This window comes from Streptomyces sp. NPDC059851 (genome assembly GCF_042732005.1).
Taxonomy (GTDB): Bacteria; Actinomycetota; Actinomycetes; order Streptomycetales; family Streptomycetaceae; genus Streptomyces.
In genome coordinates this window covers 1-20335 of sequence record NZ_JBHWJJ010000022.1, presented here as the reverse complement: position 1 = coordinate 20335, position 20335 = coordinate 1, and the positions used below count along the sequence as shown (strand labels likewise).

Here is a 20335-nt window from a genome sequence, read left to right as displayed (position 1 = left end):
CCGCGCTCTGCGGGGTCAGCGCACGGCGGCCAGGACCCGGCTGCTGCCGTACTGCCAGACCGTGCCCACATGGCGGAAGCCGGCCCGGCGCAGCAGCGCGGCGTGGACCGACACCGGCAGGTCGTCGGCGGCGCAGGGCGGGTGGCCGCCGGCGTCCTGGGTGGACAGCAGCGGCGCCAGCTCCGGGTCGGCGGCCGCCCCCGACCACCAGGACGCCCAGTCCTCGTGGGTGAAGGCCAGGCTGCGCTCGCTGTGGCGGCGGCCGATGTCGTGCGCCAGGGCGCGCAGGGGCGCCGAGTCCGGTGCGATGTGGTCGCCGTTGACGAACACCCCGCCCGGGCGCAGCCGTTCGGCCAGGTCCCGGTAGACGCCGGCCAGGGTGGCCCGGTCCAGGTAGTGCAGGGCCGTGGCGGAGACGGCCGCGTCCACCGGCCGGTCGAGGGTGAGCGCGTCGAGCCAGCCGGGCGCGCCGATCAGGGCCCGTACGTACCGCAGCCGGTCCCCGAAGTGCGCCCGGCCCAGCTCCAGCAGCAGCGGGTCCGCGTCGACGGCCAGCACCTCGGACCCGGGCAGCCGGTCGGCCAGGCGCGCGGCGAGCGTGCCCGGGCCGCTGCCCAGGTCGAGGAGGAGGCGGCGGCCGGACGTGGTGTGCGTGACGTGCTCGACCACGTCGGCGATGACCGTGAACCGCTCCTCGCGGTCCACCGCGTACCGCTGCTGCTGGCACTCCCAGCGCTCCACCCAGCGCGCGGCCGTCACTGCGCTCATACCCATAGTGAAAATCATTGCAGGTTGGCGAGCACGGTCAGCAACTCCTCCATCTCTTCGAGCGTGTTGTACACGTGCAGGCTCACGCGCACCGATCCGTCCCGTACACTTCGCCCGGCCTGGCAGTGGTCGTCGGACCGCACCATGAACCCGTGGCTGTACAGGATGAACCCCAGGTCCTGGGAGCCGATCGCATGGTGCCGGAAGGTCACGATGCTTCCGCGCCGCTGCACCCGGGAACCGGCCGCCAGGCTGGTCCGGCAGCCGAGGACCTCGTACGCGGGCAGCCGGTCCAGCCCGTCGGTCAGCACCGCCGCGAGCGCCGTCGTCCACCGCGCGATCCGCCCCACACCGGCGGCCCGGAGCCAGTCCAGGGCGGCCGAAAGGCTCGCGATGCCCGCGGTGTTCGGCGTGCCCGGCCAGCCGCCGGGGCGGAACGCCGGGCCGCGCGCGCCCCGCGCCCACACCGCGCCGGTGCCCGGCAGGGCGAGCGCCTTGTGCCCGGAGAACACCAGGAAGTCCACGTCCAGCTCGGTGAGGGAGACCGGTTGGTGGCCGACGCTCTGGGCGGCGTCCAGGCAGATCGGCACGTGCGGCCCCACCGCCGCGCGGACGCGGTCCACGTTCATGTCGGCGCCGTACACGTGGTGGACGTGCGTCGCGGCCACGAACCGGGTCCGTGGACCGGCCAGTTCGGCCAGCGCCGCCGGGTCGTAGTCCCCGGAACCGGCCTGGCAGGGCAGCTCCCGCACGATGATCCGCACCCCGCGCGCGGCCAGCAGGTCCCGCGCCTCCAGCCACGGGTCGAGGTTGGCCCGGTGGTCGCCGAAGGGGACGACGATCTCGTCGCCGTCGGAGAGCAGCTCCGGCAGCCAGTCCCGGGCGACGGTCCGCAGCCCCTCCGAGGCCCCGCTGGTGAAGTGCACCGACGAGCGCCCGGGGTCCGGGTCCCCCAGGAAGGCCTTCACCTGCTCGCGGGCTCCCTCCACCAGCGCCGTCGTCGCGTTCGCCCACGGGTACGAACCCCGCGCCGAGTTGGCGTTGGAGGTGGTGAGGTAGTCCTGCACGGCGTCCAGCACCGGCTGCGGCTTCTGCGCGGTCGCCGCACTGTCGAGGTAGGCCCGGTCGGGGTGCCCGGCCACGATGGGGAACGCGGCGCGCAGCGGCCGCTGCCACGCGGCCAGCTCCCGCAGCTCCGTCCGCGGATCCCGAGGGGGCGGCGGGGTCGGCCGGATCGGCTGGATCGGCCGGATCGGCGGGCCGGCCATCAGTCGCGCACCAGCGGGGCGCCCGCGTCCCGCCAGGCGATGATGCCGCCCGCGAGGCTGCGCACGTCCGGGTGCCCCATCCGGGTCAGCAGGGCCGCGTACCGCTGCGACTGCTCGCCGACCGGGCAGGCCAGCAGCACCGGCCGACTCGTGCTGAACGGCAGCCCGCCGCGGACGAGCTCCGCGAACAGCTCGTCCACGATGTTGACCGAGCCGTCGATGTGCAGCGCCCCGTACGCGAACGGCCCGCGCAGGTCGACCACCAACGGCTGCCCCGACTCGACCCACTTGCGGGCCTCGGCCACGTCCATCGCGCGCACGGCGGCCAGTTCGGCCCCGGTGACCGTGGCGGCCGAGTTCCGCACGGCGGGCCGGCCCAGCAGCTCGGGCCGACGCTGCCGGACGTAGCCCAGATAGCTCTCGGCCCGGTCGCAGACGATGAACACGGCCGTCCGGCGCTCGGTCAGCCCGGCATCGAGGGCCTTCAGGTGGCGGACCGCGCCGTGGTAGGCGGCCCCGCCGGTCGGGCCGGACAGCAGTCCGCAACGGCGCAGCAGGACCAGCATCCCGTCGAGGGCCTCGTCCGCGCTCACCGCCTCGATCGCATCGTAGGCGGCCGGGTCGAACAGGCCCACCTCCTGCACCTCGTCGGCGGTGCGGATGCCCGGGATGAAGTCCGACTTCGCGCCGACGAGCCCGACCACGCGCACGGCCGGATCGTGGGCGCGCAGCGCCCGGGCGACGCCGGTGGAGGAGCCGGCGGTGCCGACGCAGGCGATGAACCAGTCGGGGGCGCGGCCGTCCAGGTCGGCGATGATCTCGGGGCCGGTGCCCTGCGCGTGGGCCTCGGCGTTCAGCGGGTTGAAGTACTGGTCCGTGTGGAGGTGGGCGCTCCCGGGGGTGCTGAGCTGCTGGTGGAAGAGGGTGAGCGGGTCGGCGGTGTCGGTCGGGTCCAGGCATTCGCTCTGCCCGGGCAGCTCCTCGATCTCCGCGCCGAGCAGGAGCAGCAGGTCCTTGATCTCCGGGACGCGCATGCGGTTGGTGACGCTCTTGAACGGCAGCCCGTGCAGCCCCGCGATCAGGGCCAGGGCCTTGGCGGTGTTCCCGCTGGACAGCTCGACCACCGTCTCGCCGCCGGCCGTCGCGCCGGCCAGCCGGTCGCGGACCATGTTCCAGGCCGGCCGGTCCTTCAACGAGCCGAACGGGTTGAGCATCTCCAGCTTGGCGTAGAGATCGATGTTCCGCAGTCCGTGCACGTCCGGATCGATGCGCACCAGCGGGGTGTTGCCGATGGCGTCGGTGATGCTGTCGTACCTCATGTGCCTCATCCCCCCGTTTCCGTGACCGGCCAGTACTGCTCGTCGAGGCACCAGCGCCAGGCTCCGCCCTCCCCTCCGGCGTCGGTTCCGGTGCCGGCTCCGGCACCCGCTCCCGCGCCGGCCGCGGCGGCTCTGACGGCCACCTTGCGGGCCACGGGCTGCCGCTGGGCCCGGGTGGCGGTGAAGTCCATGCAGTACCCGGCCGTGTTCGGGAAGGCCAGCAGGTCGCCGGGGCGGGGCAGGCGGGGCAGGAAGACGGTCCGGCGGGTGATCAGGTCGGCCTCCAGGCAGAGGCTGCCCATGAGGTGCACCCCGACGGGCCCGACGGCGGGGTCGGCAGAGGGCGGGCTGCCGTCGCGGGGGACGAGGACCGGGTCCACGAGCACGCCGTGCTCCTCCAGGCCGACATCGCCGGCGTTGAGCGCGAGCCGCACCCGTGGCGGGCCGCCGGCGTCGTCGCGGACCTCCATGACCCGGCCGAGGGTCAGCCCGCACTGGTCGACGAGGGCGCGACCGGGTTCGGCGTACAGGTCGCACAGGCTCTCCAGCAGCAGCGTGCCCAACGGGCGTCCCAGTCCCGGCGCCGGGAGGGAGAGCAGCTCGTCGAGGTAGGCGGCGCCGGCCGTCGGCCGGTACGCGGGGTACAGGGCGGGCGCGCCCTTGAGGACGCCGTTCTCCACGCGCAGGCCGTACCCGTACCCGCCCCAGGCCAGTGGTCCGCGCCGGCCGAGCACGGATTCGGTGAGGGCGGTCGTCCAGCCCTCCCACTGGGCGGCGTGCGCGAGGTAACTGATGCCGAAGCCACCGCCGACGTCGATCGCCCGCGGCTGGAAGCCCCGCAGCCGGAGCTCGTCCACGGCCCGTATGCAGCCCTCCAGGGCGACGGCCTTCTCGTCCGCGCTGGTGGTGTCCAGGTGGTAGCCGACGCCCACGGGCTCCAGGGCGTCCCGGAGGGTGTCCAGCAGGTCGAGCAGCCGGGCCAGGTGCCGTTCGAGGGTGCCGAAGCGGGTGGGCCGGGAAAGGGTCCGCGGACCCGCCGCGCCGAACTCCGACAGGCGCAGCACGACGCGCAGCCGGGGCAGGCCGTGGCTGCGCACCAGCCGGGCCGCCTCTGCCAGTTCGCCCGGTCCGTCGGCGTTCAAGGTGGCCCCGCAGCGGGCGGCGAGCCACAGGAAGGCGGGGTCCTTCGGGCCGGTCACCATGATGCGGTCGCCGGTGAAACCCGCCCCGAGGGCGTGCTGCAGTTCCTCCACGGAGGCGGCGTCCAGGTCGACGCCGGTGGCGGCCGCGTGGCGGACCAGGGCGCTGGAGCCGGTGGCCTTGTGGGCGAACCAGATCCGGCCCGGTAGCCGGTGCCGGCGTAGGACCTCGAAGAACGCCTCCGCGTTGCGCTCCAGTTCCTCGGGCAGGACGACGTTCAGGGGCGACCCGAGCGCCTCCACGAGGCCGTGCAGGAACGGCCCGGAGCGCAGCAGGGCCGCAGGGCCCGAGGTGAGCCGCGGTTCCAGGTACAAAGGGGCGTCGCTCATCCCGGCCGTCCCTCCCCGACGACGCATGCGGACCCGCATCCGCGATCACTCGTACGGCTCCGCCCATCATCGCTCCCCGTCTGCCGCAGCTGAAGGGGGCGTAGGAGCACGCGGGGGCGGTTGGCCGGATCGGGACGGCCGTTTCAGAGGGTGAGGCCCATCAGGACGTCGTCCCGGTCGTCCCCGGGCGCCACACGCAGCGCACCCGGCCACCGGCCCACCTCCACCCAGCCGAGCCGCCCGTAGAACTCCTCCAGCCCGCACCCGGACCGGGCGCTGAGCTGCAGCCGCTCCAGGCCCAACTCGCCCCGCGCGATATCGGCCACGCCGGTCATCAGGGAGGTGCCGATGCCGCGGCCGCGCAAGCCGGGCAGGGTCTGGAGGTGGTTGACCACCCCGCAGTGGGCCACCAGCGGGTGCGGGTCATGGCGCAGAACCAGCCAACCGGACAGCGCCCCGTCGGACACGGCGAGGAGGAGCCGGCACCGCAGCGGATCGAGCCCGCGGACGAGGCGGTCCACCGCGGGCGCGACATCGGCCGCGACCACGGGCGGCATCGGCAGTTCGGGGGCGATCACCGCCCCGCCCGCGTTGACCACGGCCGTCCAACAGTCCGTCAGCTGACGTGCCGTTGCGGGCGGCACGCCCGTCGGGGTCGTCAGCTGCACCAACTCGGGCACCACGGGCATCACGGGGACCACCGGCATCACCCCTCGGGACGGCATGGCCCCAGCCTCCCACGGCGGCCGTCAGTCGTGGGGCGCCTCTCCGCTGACCCGGTGGTCGGCGTGGCTCAGCGCCTCCAGGACCAGGCGGCGCAGGTGGCCGTCGCGCAGCCGGTAGTGGACGTGGCGCCCCTCCTTGCGGGACTCCACCAGCTGGGCCAGCCGCAGCTTGGCCAGATGCTGGCTGACCGCGGTGCGCGAGGCGGCGCACTGCTCGGCGAGCGTGCCGACGTCGGACTCGTCCTGGGCGAGCAGCCACAGCAGGTGCAGGCGCGTGGGGTCGGAGAGCAGGGCGAAGACCGAGGCCGCCTCGGCCAGCCGGGCGCTGTCGGGGGTGTGCAGGTGCGCGGGGCTCGCAGGTGGCAAGGGGTCGCTCAAGGCCATGGGGACAGCCTAGGGCCGGACGGTGCGGTTGCGGCCGGGGGTGCGCGGGCACAGTTCGTCATGTGCGCATCTGCGCACATGACGCTACGGTGGAGGGGCGCCCACCGCCGAGGGAAGGCCGCCGCATGCTCTCCGTCCTGCGCAACCGCACCTACCGGCACCTGTTCGCCGCCCAGGCCGTCGCCCTGACCGGCACCGGCCTGGCCACCGTCGCCCTCGGCCTGCTCGCCCACGACATCGCCGGCGCCCGGGCCGGATCGGTCCTCGGCACCGCGCTGGCGATCAAGATGGTGGCGTACGTCGCCATCGCGCCCGTCGTCGCCGCCGTCGCCCACCGGCTGCCCCGCCGCACCCTCCTGATCGGCGCCGACCTGGCCCGCGCCGCGGTGGCCCTGTCCCTGCCGTTCGTCGACCGGGTCTGGCAGGTCTACGTCCTGATCTTCGTGCTCCAGGCCGCCTCCGCCGTGTTCACCCCGGCCTTCCAGGCCGTGATCCCCGACGTGCTGCCCGAGGAGCGCGACTACACCCGCGCGCTGTCCCTGTCCCGACTGGCCTACGACCTGGAGAGCCTGTTCAGCCCGGCGCTGGCCGCCGCCCTGCTCGCCGTCACGAGCTACGACCGGCTCTTCCTCGGCACCGTCGCAGGCTTCCTCGGCTCGGCCGTCCTGGTCGCCTCCGTCGTCCTGCCCCGACCGGGGGCCGCGGCGACGGCTGGGGCGACGGCGACGGCCGGGGCGACGGCGGGCGGTGCCGACCCCACCGCCCCCACCGCCGCGACCGCCGCCACCACCGAAGCCGCCGCTGACGCCGGCACGGGCGCCGGCACGGGCGCCGGCCACGACGGGGGACGGCGCGGCGGGCGGGCGTACGCGGCCGCCACCGCCGGTGCCCGGCTCTTCCTCGCCGCCCCGCAGTTGCGCGCCCTGCTGCTGCTCAACCTCACCGTGGCCGCGGCCGGCGCACTCGTCACCGTCAACACCGTCGTGTACGTCCGCGACCACCTGGGCCGCCCCACCGAGGACGTCGCCCTCGCCCTCGGCGCCTACGGAGCCGGCTCCATGGCCGTGGCCCTGCTCCTGCCCCGCGTCCTGGACCGGGCCGCCGACCGCACGGTGATGCTGCGCGGCGCCCTCGGCCTCACCGTGGTGTTCGCCACCGTCGGACCGCTGACCGCGGCGGGCTCCGGCAGCTGGCGCTGGCCCGCCCTGCTGGCGGCCTGGGCGGCGTTCGGCGCCGGAAACTCCCTCGTGCTCACCCCCGCCGGCCGGCTCATCCGCCGGGCCGTCCCGGCCGGGCGGCGCACCGAGGCCTTCGCCGCCCAGTTCTCCCTGTCCCACGCCTGCTGGCTGCTGACCTACCCCCTGGCCGGCTGGGTCGGGGCCGCCGCCGGCCTGACGGCCGCCGTCGCCGTCCTCGGCGCGGTCGCCGCAGCGTCGGCCGCCGCCGCGGCCCGCCTGTGGTGGTCCGCCGCGGCCGAGGAGCGCCCGCGCGGCCGCCGTCCCGCCGCGGTGGTTTTCCACAGGGCGGAGCGGGGTGTCGCAGGAGGTCGGTAGGCTGCCGGACATGACCCTTTCGGACGCGTCCCCCGAGACCAGCGATGCCCTGCAGGTGCTTCACCGCGTCTTCGGGTACGACTCCTTCCGCGGCGAGCAGAAGGAGATCATCGAGCACGTCACCGCCGGCGGCGACGCCCTGGTGCTGATGCCCACCGGCGGCGGCAAGTCGCTCTGCTACCAGATCCCGGCCCTCGTCAGAGGCGGAACCGGCGTGGTGATCTCGCCGCTGATCGCGCTGATGCAGGACCAGGTGGACGCGCTGACCGCGCTCGGCGTCCGGGCCGGCTTCCTCAATTCCACGCAGGGCTTCGACGAGCGGCGCACCGTGGAGCAGCTCCTCCTCGCCGGCGAGCTCGACCTGCTGTACCTGGCCCCCGAGCGGCTGCGCACCGAGGGCACCCAGCGGCTCCTCGACCGGGCCGAAATCTCGGTCTTCGCCATCGACGAGGCGCACTGCGTCGCCCAGTGGGGCCACGACTTCCGGCCCGACTACCTCGCGCTGTCCATGCTCCACGAGCGCTGGCCCAAGGTGCCCCGGATCGCCCTCACGGCGACGGCCACCCCGGGCACGCACGCCGAGATCGCCGCCCGCCTCGGCCTGCAGGACGCGCGGCACTTCGTCGCCAGCTTCGACCGGCCGAACATCCAGTACCGGATCGCCGCCAAGAACAACCCCGTCAAGCAGCTGCTGGAGCTGATCCGCAGCGAGCACGAGGGGGACGCCGGCGTCGTCTACTGCCTCTCCCGGGCCTCCGTGGAGAAGACCGCCGCCGCCCTCGTGGAGCACGGCATCGACGCCGTCGCCTACCACGCGGGCATGGACCCGGCCACGCGCGCCGCGAACCAGGCCCGCTTCCTGCGGGAGGACGGCATCGTGGTCGTGGCCACCATCGCCTTCGGCATGGGCATCGACAAGCCGGACGTCCGCTTCGTGGCCCACCTCGACCTGCCGAAGTCGGTCGAGGGCTACTACCAGGAGACCGGCCGCGCCGGCCGCGACGGGGAACCGGCCACCGCCTGGCTGGCGTACGGCCTGCAGGACGTGGTGCAGCAGCGCAAGCTGATCGACGGATCCGAGGGCGACGACACCCACCGCCGCTCGCTCAACGCACACCTCGACGCGATGCTCGCCCTGTGCGAGACCGTCGAGTGCCGCCGCGTGCGGCTGCTGGCCTACTTCGGGCAGGAGTCCAGCCCCTGCGGCAACTGCGACACCTGCCTGACCCCCGCCGAGTCCTGGGACGGGACCGTCGCCGCGCAGAAACTCCTGTCGACGGTGTGGCGACTGGCCCGGGAGCGGCGGCAGAAGTTCGGCGCCGGACAGATCGTCGACATCCTCCAGGGCAAGAAGACGGCCAAGGTCATCCAGTTCGACCACGACACCCTCTCGGTGTTCGGCGTCGGCGCCGACCTGTCCGCCGGCGAATGGCGCGGGGTCGTACGGCAGCTGCTGGCACAGGGCCTGCTGGCGGTCGAGGGCGACTACGGCACGCTGGTGCTGACGGACGCCAGCGGCGACGTGCTGGGCGGCCGGCGGACCGTGCCGATGCGCAAGGAGCCGGCGCCCGCCGCCGCGGGCCGGACCCGCAAGGAGTCCGGGGCCCGCTCCGGGAAGGCCGCGCGGGTGCCGGCCGACCTGCCGGCGGCCGCCGTACCGGTCTTCGAGGCCCTGCGGGCCTGGCGGGCCGCGACGGCGCGCGAACAGGGCGTACCGGCGTACGTCGTCTTCCACGACGCGACCCTGCGGGAGATCGCGACGCTCCTGCCGACCACCGTCGACGAACTCGGCACGGTCAACGGCGTCGGTGAGGCGAAGCTCGCCAAGTACGCCGAGGGTATCCTCGACACCCTCGCCGGGTCCGCAGCCGGCACGACGCAGCCCGCAGCACCGGCCGCAGCCCCCGCAGGACCCGCCGGCCCGGGCCGCACCGCACCGCAGGAGCCCTGGGACGAAGAGCCGCCCCTCGACCCGGAGGAGACGGACCCGCCCTGGGACGACTGGGAGTAGTCGCCCCCCGGGGGCCGACACGGCCAATGCAGTTGCCTTTGAGTCGCGGGGATCGTTGCCCCGCGTGTGACGGGGTGGGGCGCAGGGCAGCGGGTGCGGATCGGGATCCTGACGAAGGTGTTCACCGCTGAGCTGGTCGACGCGGCGATAGCCAAGCACGGCCGGGCCGAGCAGCGGCGCCGCCTCCTTCCGGCGCGGCTGGTCGTGTACTTCGTCCTGGCGCTGTGTCTGTTCGCCCGGGAGTCGTACGAGGAGGTGCTGCGGGTGCTGACCAGCGGCATCCCGGGCAGCCGGGCGCTCGCGCGGGTGAACCGGTCGTCGTTGTGCCGGGCCCGCGCCCGGCTCGGCGAGGACGGGCTGGAGACCGTGTTCCGCCAGGTGGCCGGCCCGCTCGCCACCCCGGCCACGCCCGGCGCGTGGTGGCGGGGGCTGCGGCTCCTCGCCCTGGACGGCACTCAGTTCGATCTTCCGGATTCGACGAGCAACGGCGACACCTTCGACGGCCCCTCCACCACCGGCGGCGTCCCCTTCGGCTTCCCCCAGGTCAGGGCGGTGGTCCTCGCCGAGATCGGAACGCACGGAGTCCTCGATGCCCGCCTCGGCGGCTACCGCGACGGAGAACGCAGCCTCGCCTACCCGCTGGCCAGCTCCACCGGTCCCGGTGACGTGGTCATCGCCGACCGCGGCTTCTGGTCGGTCGAGTTCGCCCACGCCTTCACCGCGGCGGGCGCGGATCTGCTGGTCAGGCTCCAGTCCAACCACCTGGGCACCGCCCAGCAAGAACTTCCGGACGGTTCGTATCTGTCGATGGCGCGACCGGGCAAGGAGGTCCGGCTCCGAGCCGCGCGAGAGGGTCGAACGCTGCCCCGACATGTGATCTACCGCGTCATCACCTTCGCCAAGGGCGACAAGGTCGCCTACCTGGGCACGACGCTGCTGGACCCCGAGCAGTATCCGGCCGCCGAGCTGGTCGCGCTCTACCGGGAACGCTGGGAGATCGAGCTCGCCTTCGACGAGATCAAGAACCACCTCGGCCCCGGCGGGCCGATCAGGTCGCGGACACCGGAAGGCGTCCGGCAGGAACTGTGGGCCTATCTCGCCGTTCACCACGCGATCCGCAAGTTCGCCCACGCGACGGCGCTTGCCCGTCCGGTCGTGGACGCCGACCGTGTCTCCTACCTGAAGTGCGTCCGCATCGTCCGCCGCAGCATCCCGTCCCAGCTCGGAGCGACCCCCACCAAGCTCACCCGTTCCTTCGCCGAGGCCGGGCGGGAGGCACGCGCACGCCTCCTCCCGGCCCGGCGCGGCCGGGACTGCCCACGCGCGATCAAGAAGCCGAACCGCTGGCCTGTGCTGAGGACTCGCGCCAGACGCGGCACGGTCCAGCCCGGTCGCTGGACGCACAACCAGACCTCGAAGCCGAAGAGCAACCGTCGGCCGGGAGGCCGGTGCTCAAGGGAACGCAAGCCCGGACCTCGCCCTAGATGTCAGCGTCTGTCATACGCCCATCAGTCACTGCGGCGGCAATCAGTGCCACAAGGTTGTCGGTCCAGCAATCGGACTCTTTCGTCGCTACCTCAACGCCGCATCCGCCGCAGACGAGGTTGGGCCCGTCTTGGCCCGCGAGCCCGCAGCAACCACTGACACGCTGCGGGTCGGGGTGAAGCACCGTCCCAGGAACGTTGTCCGGGTGGAAGATCAGAAGGCTGCCGTCGAAGTTGGTCTTGAAGGTCCCCAGAGCCATCCTCGGCGGAGCGACTTCGTGGCCCGGCGGCCGCTCGGGACCCCTCACTGGTTCCCCCGACACCACTTCGCTGGTCACGGGCTGCTGACAGTTGGCACAGCGGAAGATGGTCATGCCGTCATTCTCTCGGGCTGCACGCGGCGCTATGAGGCCGGGACGCTAAGGCAACTGCATTGGGCCGACACGGCCCCCGGGGATTGAGCCTCTTGTGCCGCATCCGGCGTCCCTTCTCGTACAGCGCGTCGGGCCCGTCCGACCGACCCGGCCCAGACAGCGATCATGACGCGGGCCCGCGCTCACAGGACATCCGGCGAACCCGTGGGCCGGCCGGGAGTCATCCCCCCGTTCCGCCCCTCGCACCGACGTCCGGTCACCCGCGGGGCGACGATCCCCGGACTCACGGGCAACTGCACGCACCGTCGGGGCCCGGGTGCGGCGGCCGAGGCTACCCGGCCACGGCCGGGGCGGGTTCCTCGTCCTCGGAGTCCGGGCCGGCCTCCCGGGCCGGCTCGGCGTGTGCCGGGCACGGCGGACACAGGCGGGTGTACTCGGCCATCACCTCCTCCACGGTCTCCCGCTGCTTGCGCTCGCACGCCCGGCGCCGGGTCTCCTCCTTGCACAGCAGCTCCGCCCGGGCACCCTCCAGCACGGCGATGGCCTGCCAGCCCTTGAGGACGCACAGCAGCGCCTTGCACAGGCAGTCGACGAACTCCGAGACGCCTGCGAAGCCCCGGAAGGCCTCCGCGATCCGGCGCAGCAGGACCAGCAGGCGGGCGTAGAGGCGTACGACGTCCTGCCCGAGCACCGGGTCGCAGACGTCGGCCAGCAGCTGCACCGCATCCGCCTTGATCTTCACCGCCCGTTCGGGCAGCGCCGTCACCTCGCCCTCCAGCGCCGTGAAACAGGCCGCCGCCTTCTCGGTGTCCTGCGCGTACCGGGCGATCCGGGCCGCGAGGGAGGCCACCGTGTCCTCCGGGTGGACCGTGTCCGAGAATTCGCACCCGCAGTCGTCCACGCAGCACCCCCAACCGCCCGCGCACCTGCGGATGTCTTCGAAGACCCGGTCCACGGCCTGCGCCAGGCAGTGCCGTTGCTCGTGCCCGACCCGGCAGCGGATCTGCTCGCGGACCTTGCCGAGCGTCGCGGCCGCCTCGTCCAGATCCGCCTTCGCGGCCAGCCGGGCCCGGGTGTAGCGGGTCCGGGCCCCGTTGAACTTCTCCTGGAACTCCCGCAGCTGCGGCAGGTGCTCCTGGGTGACCTCGGCCCGGCGCTGGATTCCCGTGGCGATGCAGGCCAGTTCGTCGATGGCGCCGGGGTCGCAGCCGCCGGTGCTGCTGCCGGCGGGGTGGGTGTGCGCGGTGCTGCTCATGCGGGCTCTCCTGGTCGATGCGGGCAGGCACGAGCCGAGTGTGGGCCCGGCGGTGTCACCGGCCCGTCGCCCGGCCATCGCCACCGGCGCCCCGGCCGGGCGCGGGTCCGGCAACGCGCCCGTGACGGGGCGGGCCGCAGCATCGCCCCATGGCTGGATACCGGGCTCTCGCCGCCGTCGGACGCAGCGTCGTCGCGCTGCTCAACCGGCGCTTCGCCGAAGAGGTCCCCGTCGGGCGCCGCCCGGAGGCCGTCCTCGCCGGCCCCGTCGACTTCGACAAGGTCGACACCCCGGGCTCCGTGATCCGCAACCCGGCGGTCTCCGTGTACTGCTACCGCCTGAGCATCGACCGGGAGACCCGGCCCGCCCTCGCGGCGCTGGCCGCCCAGGACGGGCTGCCCCGCCTGCCGCTGCGGATGCACCTGATGGTCGCCGCCTGGGACCAGTTCGTGGAGGCGGAGCTGGAATGGCTCGGGCTCGCCGCCCGGATCCTGGAGGCCGAGGCCCTGCTCACCGGGCCGCTCCTGCACCCGAGCGGCGACTGGCTGCCCGGCGACTCGGTGCAGGTCGTCCCCGACGAACTGGCGATGGACTCGATGAGCGAGGCCTTCCAGGCCATGACCACCGACTACCGGCTCTGCCTGCCGTACGTCGCCCGGGTCGTCCGTATCGACGGCCCGGCCGGACCCGCCCCCGGTACGGTCACCACCGTCGCCGCCGGCCCGGTCTCCGCGGAGCGCGCACGATGACCGGGCGGCCCACGGAGCGGGAGGACCCGATGACCCCTGCCGGGCGGGAGGACCCGATCACCGTCGACGCGGGGACGGCCGAGGTGCTGCACCGGCTCGCCCTCGCCGTCCGGCCGCTCGACGCCCGCACCCGCGCCCCCGCCGGGCCCGGGCTGCGCGTCAGCTGCGAGTACGACCCCGTCCCGGGCCGCCGGCCGCACCCCGGTGACCTGCTCCGGCCGCTCGAAGGCCACGGAGCGACCGGGTTCGTCCTGCGGCACGGCACGTCCGGCGGGCTGCCGCACACCGTGACCGTCCGCGTCGACGACCCCGCCCGGCGGTGGATCCCGCGCCGCTTCCGCATACCGCTGTGGACCCGGCCCGAACTCGCCGGGGCCGACACCCGGCCGCCGTCCGCCCCGTACGTCCGTGCCGACGCCCGGCTGCTGCTGCCCTGGCTGCTGCCGGGCCCCGCCCACCCCGTGCCGCTCGGCACGACCGGCATCCGGCTGCGCGTCACCACCGCCGCCGGGACGCCGGTGCCCTGGCCGCGGGTCGACGCCTTCGGGCCCGGCGGCGTCCCGCTCGGCTGGGCGCACGGCGACGAGCACGGACAGGTGCTGCTGCTGATCGACGGGGTGGGCGTCCTGCCCTCGCCGCCGCCGTCCCGGTTCGACATCGCGCTGCGCACCCACGCCCCCGACCCGCCGCCCGGCCCGGCCGCGGGCCCGGCCGCCGACCCGCTCGCCGCCCTCGTCGCCGAGCCGGTCGGGCGCAGCACGTCCCCACCCCGGCCGCAGGACCTCGACAACGCGGTGCTGCGCGGGACCGCCCGGCCGGCCGGGTACCTGAGCGGAGCCGCCGACACCGTCCGCACCCTCACCATCGGTCACGTGGTCCACGCCGCCGACCTGCCCCACATCCCCGCCTGAGCCGCGTCCGAGGAGAGCCGCCGATGCCCGAGTACCTGACCCCCGGCGTGTACGTCGAGGAGACCAGCTTCCGATCCCGCTCCATCGAGGGCGTGCCGACCAGCACCTTCGGCATGGCCGGGCGGACCGAGTACGGCCCCGTGCCGTACGCGCTGTCCGACGGCCCGGCCGTGTCCCCCGCGCCGGCCCTCGTCAGCGGCTTCACCGAGTACGAACGGGCCTTCGGCGGCCTGCGGATCGGCGACGAGGACTGCCCGCTCGCCCTCGCCGCCCGAGCGTTCTTCGCCAACGGCGGCCGCCGGCTCTACGTCTCCCGGGTCTTCCGCTTCACCCGCACCGCCACCGGCGCCATCGACGTCCTCCGCAACTTCGCCTCCCTGGCCCTGCCCGCCCAGGGCACCCCGCTGCTGCGTTGGTGGGCCCGCTGGCCCGGTTCCGCCGGAGCCCGGATCGGCGTCGCGGTGACCTTCCGGCGCGGCAAGAACATCCTCGTCCCCGGTCCCGACGGCACCCTCCGGCTCACCGGGGTCCAAGAGGGCGCCGCCGTCGAGGTCGCGCAACTGGCCGCCGGACAGCCGCCGGTCATCGCCGACTCCGTCCCGCCGGACCCCCTCAAGGTCCGGGTCGTGGCCCGCCGCGCCGACGGCGTGCTCGGATACCGGGACGACCGGACCGGCGGCTTCGAGGCCGTGACGGCCGGGTTCGCCGCCTTCCACCTGACCCTCGCCGTCACCGTCCGCCTCGGCGACCGCGTCGACGTCTACAACGAACTGGAACTCGACGACCGGCACCCGCGCTCCGTCGGCAACGTCCTGCAGGCGGCCGATCCGGCCGACGAGTTCTCCCTCGTCCGGCTGGAGACCGTACCGCCCGCGGCGGGGGCGCCCGCGGTGACCTCCGGCGCGCGGCTCGCCGCCCTGCTCCTGGCCGGGCAGGGCGGACTCCACCTCACCGGCGGAGGCGACGGCGACCGGCTCGGCCCCGAGGACCTGGCCGGCCGCGAGGCCGACCCCGACAGCCTCGCCAACCCCGCCCTCGGACTGGGCGCGCTGGCCGAGATCGACGACATAGCCGTCGTCGCCGCCCCCGACACCGTCACCCTCCGGCCGGCGGACCAGAAGACCGCGGTCGACCACCTGATCGGGCACTGCGAGCGGCTCCGCTACCGGATCGCCGTCGTCGACCCGCCCCGCGACAGCTCGATCTCCGAAGTCCGCAGGTTCCGCGCCCAGTTCGACAGCAAGTACGCCGCCCTCTACTACCCGTGGGTGAGGATCACCGACCCGACCCGGCGCCCCGACCCCGGCGCCCCCGCCCCCCTCCTGGACGTCCCGCCCTCCGGGTACGTCGCCGGCGTCTACGCCCGCAGCGACGCCGAACGCGGGGTGCACAAGGCGCCCGCCAACGAAGTCCTGCTCGGCGTCGACGACTTCACCGTCAACGTCACCTACGACCGGCAGTCCGTCCTCAACCCCGAGGGCATCAACGCCCTGCGCTTTTTCGAGGGCCGCGCCCGCCGCGTGTGGGGCGCCCGCACGATGAGCTCCGACCCCGAGTGGAAGTACGTCAACGTCCGCAGGCTCTTCATCTACCTGGAGCACTCCATCGAGAAGTCCACCCAGTGGGCGGTCTTCGAGCCGAACAACGAACGCCTGTGGGCGTCGGTCCGGCAGTCCGTCGAGGACTTCCTGTTCGCCACCTGGCGGACCGGCGCCCTGCTGGGCACCAAGCCCGAGGAAGCCTTCTTCGTCCGCTGCGACCGCACCACCATGACCCAGAACGACCTCGACAACGGGCGGCTGATCTGCCTGGTCGGCGTGGCACCCACCTACCCCGCCGAGTTCGTCGTGTTCCGCATCGGACAGTTCACCGCCGACGCGCGGCGCAGCTGACCCGTCACGCCCCACGCCCGAGAACGGGAGACAACACCGCCCATGGCCACCCGCAACAACCCGTACGGCGCCTTCAACTTCCTCGTCAAACTGGGCGACACCGGCGGCGAGGACCAGATCGCCGGAGGCTTCTCCGACTTCAGCGGCGCCGGCAACGAGGTCAAGTACTCCGAGTACCGCAACGGCAACGACCCCGAGAACCACGTCCGCAAGATCGCCAACACCAATACGACGAACGACGTCACCCTCAAGCGGGGCATCATAGGCGACCTGCGCCTCTTCAACTGGATCAAGGCGGTCCGCGAAGGCGCGTACGACGCCCGCACCGTCACCGTCACCCTCCACGACGAGGGCCGCACCCCCGTCTGCGCCTGGGTGCTGCACGCCGCCCAGCCGAAGAAGTGGGTCGGGCCCACCCTCACCGGCAAGGGCGGCGGGGAGGTCGCGATGGAGGAACTGCACCTCGTCGCCGAACGCATCGACTTCCAGTCCCTGTGACCGGGCCCGGACCGCGCCTCGGCGCCCCGGGCGCGTACCGCGCCGCCCGACCCGCGCCGCCCTCCTCCGACCCGGTCCGGCTCGACATCGCGGGCTTCGTGGGCGTGGCCCCGCGGGGACCGGTCGACGAACCGGTGCCCGTCGACCGCTGGTCCGACTACGTGCGCCGGTTCGGCGGCTTCGAGGGGCCCGGGCTGCTGCCCCACGCGGTACGGGCCTTCTTCGCCCAGGGCGGGGCACGGGCGTACGTGCTGCGGGTGGCGCCGCTGCCGCGTGCCCCGCACCCCGCCGCGCAGGAGGCCTGCGCGCTGCACCGGGTCACGCTCGTGCGCGCGGACGGGCCCGTGGGCTCCGGACCGGGCGGGGTGCCGTACGAGATCGGCCTGCGCGCCCGCGACGAGGGCAGCTGGGGAGGGCGGCTGTCGGTGCGCTGGGACTTCACCGCCTCGGACCGGTTCGAGGCCGCGGCCGACGGGCCGGAGCTGGCCCTGCCGCCCGGGCGCACGCCGCCCGCCGGATCGGTGCTGCGGCTGCGGGGCCCCGGGCTGCCGCCCGCAGGCGGGTTCTTCCGCATCCTCGCACTGGCCGAGCGGAGGAACGGCTTCGGCCCTCCGGCCGTGGTCGCCCTCCTCGACCGGGCTCCGGTGCACGGCACCGGCGCGGGTTCCGGGGGCGGCGGTGCGCGGGCGGTCGCCGTCGAGGCCGAGGTCGTCACCGCCGACGTCACCGTCGCCGACCAAGACCCCGCTAACCCCCGCCGCGAGCGGTTCGCCGGGCTCGGGCTGAGCCGCGGGCACCCGCGCCACGCCCCCGCCGTACTCGCCGCCGAGTCCCTGCTGGCCGTCCCCGACGGTGAGTGGCCCGAGGCCCTGCTCCCGCCCGACGCCTACCTCACCCCCGCCCTGTCCCGGCCCGTCCGCCCCGGCGCGGACCGGTACGCCGCCATCGGCGCCGACAGCTTCCACGGCCCGCTCCCCGTCGAACTGCTGCCCCACACGGCCGACGCGGACAGCAGCGGCCCCGACGGCGGCGCCGACGGCAGCACCGCGGGCGCCGCCGTCGGCGCGGACCGGATGGCGCTCGTCCCCGAGATCGGGCTGCTGTCCGCCCCCGACCTGCTGTGGCAGTACGGCGAGAGCGCCCCCGCCACCGAGACGCCGCCCCGCCCCGTCGGCGGCCGCTTCGCGCCCTGCCCGCCGCCCCCCGCACCCCTCACCCTGGCCCCCGCCCGGCCGCGCCCCCTGCTGCTGGACCCCGCCGCCCAGCTGCCCGAGATCCTGCGCCGCCAGCAGCGGCTCGTCGCCCTCGCCGAGCACGGGCGCCGGTTCGTCGCCCTGCTCGACGTACCGCCCGGACTGCCGGTCCGCGCCGTCGCCCGCTGGCGCGCCGCCTTCGACAGCACGTACGCGGCCGCCTACCACCCCTGGCTCGGCGTGGTGGAGGCCGACGACCCGGACCGCCGTGCCGTTCCCGTACCCCCCTCCGGCTTCGCGGCCGGGATCATCGCCGAACGCGAGCGCCGCCTCGGACTGCCCTGGGGCCCGGCCAACGCCCTCGCCGCCGGGGCCGTCACCGCCGTCCAACCGCTCGGCGACGCCGACTGCGACGCACTCCACCTCCTCGGCATCGACGTCTTCCGCGCCGAGCGCGACGGCTTCCGCCTCGCCTCGGCCCGCACCCTCTCCCACGACCCCGACCACCGGCAGCTGAGCGTGCGCCGGCTGATGACCGTGCTCCGGCTCACCCTGGACCGGCAGGCGCAGGCCCTGGCCTTCGAACCGCACACGCCGCAGCTCCGCGAGGAACTGCGCGGCTCCGTCCTGCAGCTGCTGCGCGGCCTGTACCGGGCCGGCGCCTTCGTCGGCGACAGCGAGGACGAGGCCTTCTTCGTACGCTGCGACGAACGCCTCAACCCCACCCGGTCGCAGGGACTCGGCAGGCTCGTCGCCGAGATCGGCGTGGCACCCGCGCAGCCCCTCGAATACCTGGTCCTGCGGATCGCGCAGGACGCCGACGGCTCCGTTGACGTGAGGTGAGACCGGCCGTGCCCGAGCAACAGTCCGAACTCGTCCAGGCCTTCCGGTTCCGGATCCGCATCGTCCGCAGCACCGCACCGGGGCGCACCGCACTGCCGCCGCCCCGCCTCCCCGGCCCGCTCGCCGCCGCCGGTCCCGCCCCGGGCAGGGCGGGACCGGCGTCGGCCGCCCCCGGCGCCGGCGGGCCGGACCGGGCCCCCGACCGGCTGGGCGACGGCGGGTTCCAGGAGTGCTCCGGGCTCGGCCTGGAGGCCGACCTGCGGGAGTACGCGGAGGGCGGCGCCAACGACGCGGTGGTGCGTCGCGTGGGGAGGGTCCGGCTCCAGCCGCTCGTCCTGCGGCGCGGCATGCTCGTCGCCACCGGCGGCGGCAGCGCCGACACCGCCCTGTGGGACTGGCTGCACGGCATGGTCGCCGGTGCTGCCCCGGTGCCCCGCTACGACGGCGACGTGGAGGTGCTCGACACCACCGGCCGGCGGACCCTGGCCCGCTGGACGTTCACCCGCGGCCTGCCCCTGAAGATCACCGGGCCGGCGCTCAACGCGAGGACGGGGGAGATCGCCGTGGAAGAACTGCACGTCGCACACGAGGGCCTGCGCCTGGAGCGCACCCCGTGACGGCCACCGCCCACGCCACCCTGACCCGCCTGAAGGTGACCGGCGCGCAGGGGCCGCAAGGCACCCCCCGGGTCGAGGAGGCCGACCGCCCCCTCGAAGTGCAGTTCAACCCCACCACCCTGCGGATCTCCCGCAACAACAACGTGGACCGGGGCGGGGCCACCACCCGAACCCAGAAGGTGCAGCACCCCGCCCAGGAGGGCTCCACGCTCACCTTCGACCTGGAATTCGACACCGCCGAGCAGGGCGGCGCCGGCCGCTACGTCGACGTACGCCAATGGACCGCCCTGGTGCGGCAGTTCGTCGAGCCGCCGCCGGCAGCCCCGGCCGATCCGCCGCCGCCCGTCCGCTTCGTGTGGGGGACGCTCCGCTACAACGGCATCGTCACCCAGGTCAACGAGGAGCTCGACCACTTCGCCCCCGACGGCACCCCGCTGCGCGCCAAGGTCGCGGTGACCATCGTCGAGCAGAACTTCGCCTACCAGGCGAACGCCGAGGGCCCAGGCGCCAGGGACGCCGGGGCCGCCACCGAAGCCGGCGACCAGCGGGCCGGAGCCGTGCCCGGCACCGCCGGCACCAACCGCCCACGCCGGGTGGTGCAGGCCCACGCCGGGGAGTCCGCCCCGCAGTTGCTGTCCCGGGTCGGACTCGACCCGGCGGCCTGGCGCGGGGCGATGAGCGGACTCGACGGCCCGCTCGGCCTGGCCGCCGGGGCCGGCGTGGTCCTGGGGACGGAGGCCGAAGCGGGCCTGTCCGCCTCCGCGGGCATCCACCTGTCGGCGGGCTACGCCGGGGGAGCGGCGGCCACCTCCACGGCGGGCCTGGCCGCCGCCCTCGGCATCACGGCCGGCGCCGGAGCCGGCCCCCTGGCAGGAGGCGCACCAGCGGGCACGGGTTCGGGGGGCCCGGCCGTCCAGGGCGGCCCGCGCGTCCCCGGCGTCGACCGCGGTACACCGGGCAGC

General features: G+C 74.7%; 17 protein-coding genes. 10 read left to right on the top strand and 7 right to left on the bottom strand.

Annotated elements, in window-relative coordinates; all coding sequences use genetic code 11:
* Positions 1-15: 15 nt before the first annotated feature.
* The 6 genes from ACFV7Q_RS10520 to ACFV7Q_RS10495 all read right to left on the bottom strand — a co-directional run bounded on the left by ACFV7Q_RS10520 (position 16) and on the right by ACFV7Q_RS10495 (position 5993).
* Positions 16-774, bottom strand: coding sequence for a class I SAM-dependent methyltransferase (locus ACFV7Q_RS10520; RefSeq protein WP_385426358.1), 759 nt, complete (start codon positions 772-774; stop codon positions 16-18).
* A gap of 8 nt (positions 775-782) precedes the next feature.
* Entirely contained in the window at positions 783-2036 is a 1254-nt protein-coding gene (locus ACFV7Q_RS10515; RefSeq protein ID WP_385426355.1) for an aminotransferase class V-fold PLP-dependent enzyme, read from the bottom strand.
* Positions 2036-3355: a pyridoxal-phosphate dependent enzyme gene (locus tag ACFV7Q_RS10510; protein ID WP_385426352.1), complete on the bottom strand. Its 1320-nt coding sequence runs from the start codon at positions 3353-3355 to the stop codon at positions 2036-2038. Before ACFV7Q_RS10510 ends, ACFV7Q_RS10515 begins: the two co-directional genes overlap by 1 nt.
* Before the next feature lie 5 nt (positions 3356-3360).
* Positions 3361-4884, bottom strand: a complete 1524-nt coding sequence (locus ACFV7Q_RS10505; RefSeq protein ID WP_385426349.1) for a Y4yA family PLP-dependent enzyme — start codon at positions 4882-4884, stop codon at positions 3361-3363.
* A 143-nt stretch (positions 4885-5027) separates the two neighbouring features.
* The gene (locus ACFV7Q_RS10500) at positions 5028-5609 is read right to left on the bottom strand and encodes a GNAT family N-acetyltransferase (protein WP_385426347.1); all 582 of its coding nucleotides are present in this window, start codon (positions 5607-5609) and stop codon (positions 5028-5030) included.
* 24 nt (positions 5610-5633) lie between these two features.
* Positions 5634-5993: an ArsR/SmtB family transcription factor gene (locus tag ACFV7Q_RS10495; RefSeq protein ID WP_385426344.1), complete on the bottom strand. Its 360-nt coding sequence runs from the start codon at positions 5991-5993 to the stop codon at positions 5634-5636.
* Positions 5994-6118: 125 nt separating this feature from the next.
* Here ACFV7Q_RS10495 and ACFV7Q_RS10490 point away from each other — a divergent pair, with 125 nt between their 5' ends.
* The 3 genes from ACFV7Q_RS10490 to ACFV7Q_RS10480 all read left to right on the top strand — a co-directional run bounded on the left by ACFV7Q_RS10490 (position 6119) and on the right by ACFV7Q_RS10480 (position 11201).
* Complete coding sequence (locus tag ACFV7Q_RS10490; protein ID WP_385426342.1) at positions 6119-7546, top strand: MFS transporter; 1428 nt, start codon at positions 6119-6121, stop codon at positions 7544-7546.
* Between the two features lie 10 nt (positions 7547-7556).
* The gene (gene recQ, locus ACFV7Q_RS10485) at positions 7557-9557 is read left to right on the top strand and encodes a DNA helicase RecQ (RefSeq protein ID WP_385426340.1); all 2001 of its coding nucleotides are present in this window, start codon (positions 7557-7559) and stop codon (positions 9555-9557) included.
* Positions 9558-9623: 66 nt separating this feature from the next.
* The gene (locus ACFV7Q_RS10480) at positions 9624-11201 is read left to right on the top strand and encodes an IS4 family transposase (protein ID WP_385426337.1); all 1578 of its coding nucleotides are present in this window, start codon (positions 9624-9626) and stop codon (positions 11199-11201) included.
* Positions 11202-11746: 545 nt separating this feature from the next.
* On the opposite strand, the gene ACFV7Q_RS10475 is transcribed toward ACFV7Q_RS10480, so the two are convergent.
* Positions 11747-12670, bottom strand: coding sequence for a hypothetical protein (locus ACFV7Q_RS10475; RefSeq protein WP_385426334.1), 924 nt, complete (start codon positions 12668-12670; stop codon positions 11747-11749).
* A gap of 149 nt (positions 12671-12819) precedes the next feature.
* On the opposite strand from ACFV7Q_RS10475, the gene ACFV7Q_RS10470 reads away from it, so the two are divergent.
* The 7 genes from ACFV7Q_RS10470 to ACFV7Q_RS10440 form a co-directional block, all read left to right on the top strand.
* Positions 12820-13419: a DUF4255 domain-containing protein gene (locus ACFV7Q_RS10470; RefSeq protein ID WP_385426331.1), complete on the top strand. Its 600-nt coding sequence runs from the start codon at positions 12820-12822 to the stop codon at positions 13417-13419.
* On the top strand, positions 13416-14330 hold the full coding sequence (locus ACFV7Q_RS10465; RefSeq protein WP_385426329.1) for a hypothetical protein: 915 nt from the start codon (positions 13416-13418) through the stop codon (positions 14328-14330). Before ACFV7Q_RS10470 ends, ACFV7Q_RS10465 begins: the two co-directional genes overlap by 4 nt.
* Positions 14331-14353: 23 nt before the next feature.
* The gene (locus tag ACFV7Q_RS10460; protein ID WP_385426326.1) at positions 14354-16222 is read left to right on the top strand and encodes a phage tail sheath family protein; all 1869 of its coding nucleotides are present in this window, start codon (positions 14354-14356) and stop codon (positions 16220-16222) included.
* Positions 16223-16264: 42 nt separating this feature from the next.
* Positions 16265-16720, top strand: a complete 456-nt coding sequence (locus ACFV7Q_RS10455; protein WP_385426323.1) for a phage tail protein — start codon at positions 16265-16267, stop codon at positions 16718-16720.
* Positions 16717-18756: a hypothetical protein gene (locus ACFV7Q_RS10450; RefSeq protein WP_385426321.1), complete on the top strand. Its 2040-nt coding sequence runs from the start codon at positions 16717-16719 to the stop codon at positions 18754-18756. Before ACFV7Q_RS10455 ends, ACFV7Q_RS10450 begins: the two co-directional genes overlap by 4 nt.
* Before the next feature lie 8 nt (positions 18757-18764).
* Complete coding sequence (locus ACFV7Q_RS10445) at positions 18765-19373, top strand: phage tail protein (protein WP_385426318.1); 609 nt, start codon at positions 18765-18767, stop codon at positions 19371-19373.
* Positions 19370-20335: hypothetical protein (locus ACFV7Q_RS10440; RefSeq protein WP_385426315.1), on the top strand; the 966-nt coding region annotated here is incomplete at its 3' end. The genes ACFV7Q_RS10445 and ACFV7Q_RS10440, both read left to right, overlap by 4 nt.

Coding starts and splice junctions, on each gene's coding strand:
- ACFV7Q_RS10520 (WP_385426358.1), bottom strand. CDS start 774: ATGGGTATGAGCGCAGTGACGGCCGCGCGCTGGGTGGAGCGCTGGGAG.
- ACFV7Q_RS10515 (WP_385426355.1), bottom strand. CDS start 2,036: ATGGCCGGCCCGCCGATCCGGCCGATCCAGCCGATCCGGCCGACCCCG.
- ACFV7Q_RS10510 (WP_385426352.1), bottom strand. CDS start 3,355: ATGAGGTACGACAGCATCACCGACGCCATCGGCAACACCCCGCTGGTG.
- ACFV7Q_RS10505 (WP_385426349.1), bottom strand. CDS start 4,884: ATGAGCGACGCCCCTTTGTACCTGGAACCGCGGCTCACCTCGGGCCCT.
- ACFV7Q_RS10500 (WP_385426347.1), bottom strand. CDS start 5,609: ATGCCGTCCCGAGGGGTGATGCCGGTGGTCCCCGTGATGCCCGTGGTG.
- ACFV7Q_RS10495 (WP_385426344.1), bottom strand. CDS start 5,993: ATGGCCTTGAGCGACCCCTTGCCACCTGCGAGCCCCGCGCACCTGCAC.
- ACFV7Q_RS10490 (WP_385426342.1), top strand. CDS start 6,119: ATGCTCTCCGTCCTGCGCAACCGCACCTACCGGCACCTGTTCGCCGCC.
- recQ (WP_385426340.1), top strand. CDS start 7,557: ATGACCCTTTCGGACGCGTCCCCCGAGACCAGCGATGCCCTGCAGGTG.
- ACFV7Q_RS10475 (WP_385426334.1), bottom strand. CDS start 12,670: ATGAGCAGCACCGCGCACACCCACCCCGCCGGCAGCAGCACCGGCGGC.
- ACFV7Q_RS10470 (WP_385426331.1), top strand. CDS start 12,820: ATGGCTGGATACCGGGCTCTCGCCGCCGTCGGACGCAGCGTCGTCGCG.
- ACFV7Q_RS10465 (WP_385426329.1), top strand. CDS start 13,416: ATGACCGGGCGGCCCACGGAGCGGGAGGACCCGATGACCCCTGCCGGG.
- ACFV7Q_RS10460 (WP_385426326.1), top strand. CDS start 14,354: ATGCCCGAGTACCTGACCCCCGGCGTGTACGTCGAGGAGACCAGCTTC.
- ACFV7Q_RS10455 (WP_385426323.1), top strand. CDS start 16,265: ATGGCCACCCGCAACAACCCGTACGGCGCCTTCAACTTCCTCGTCAAA.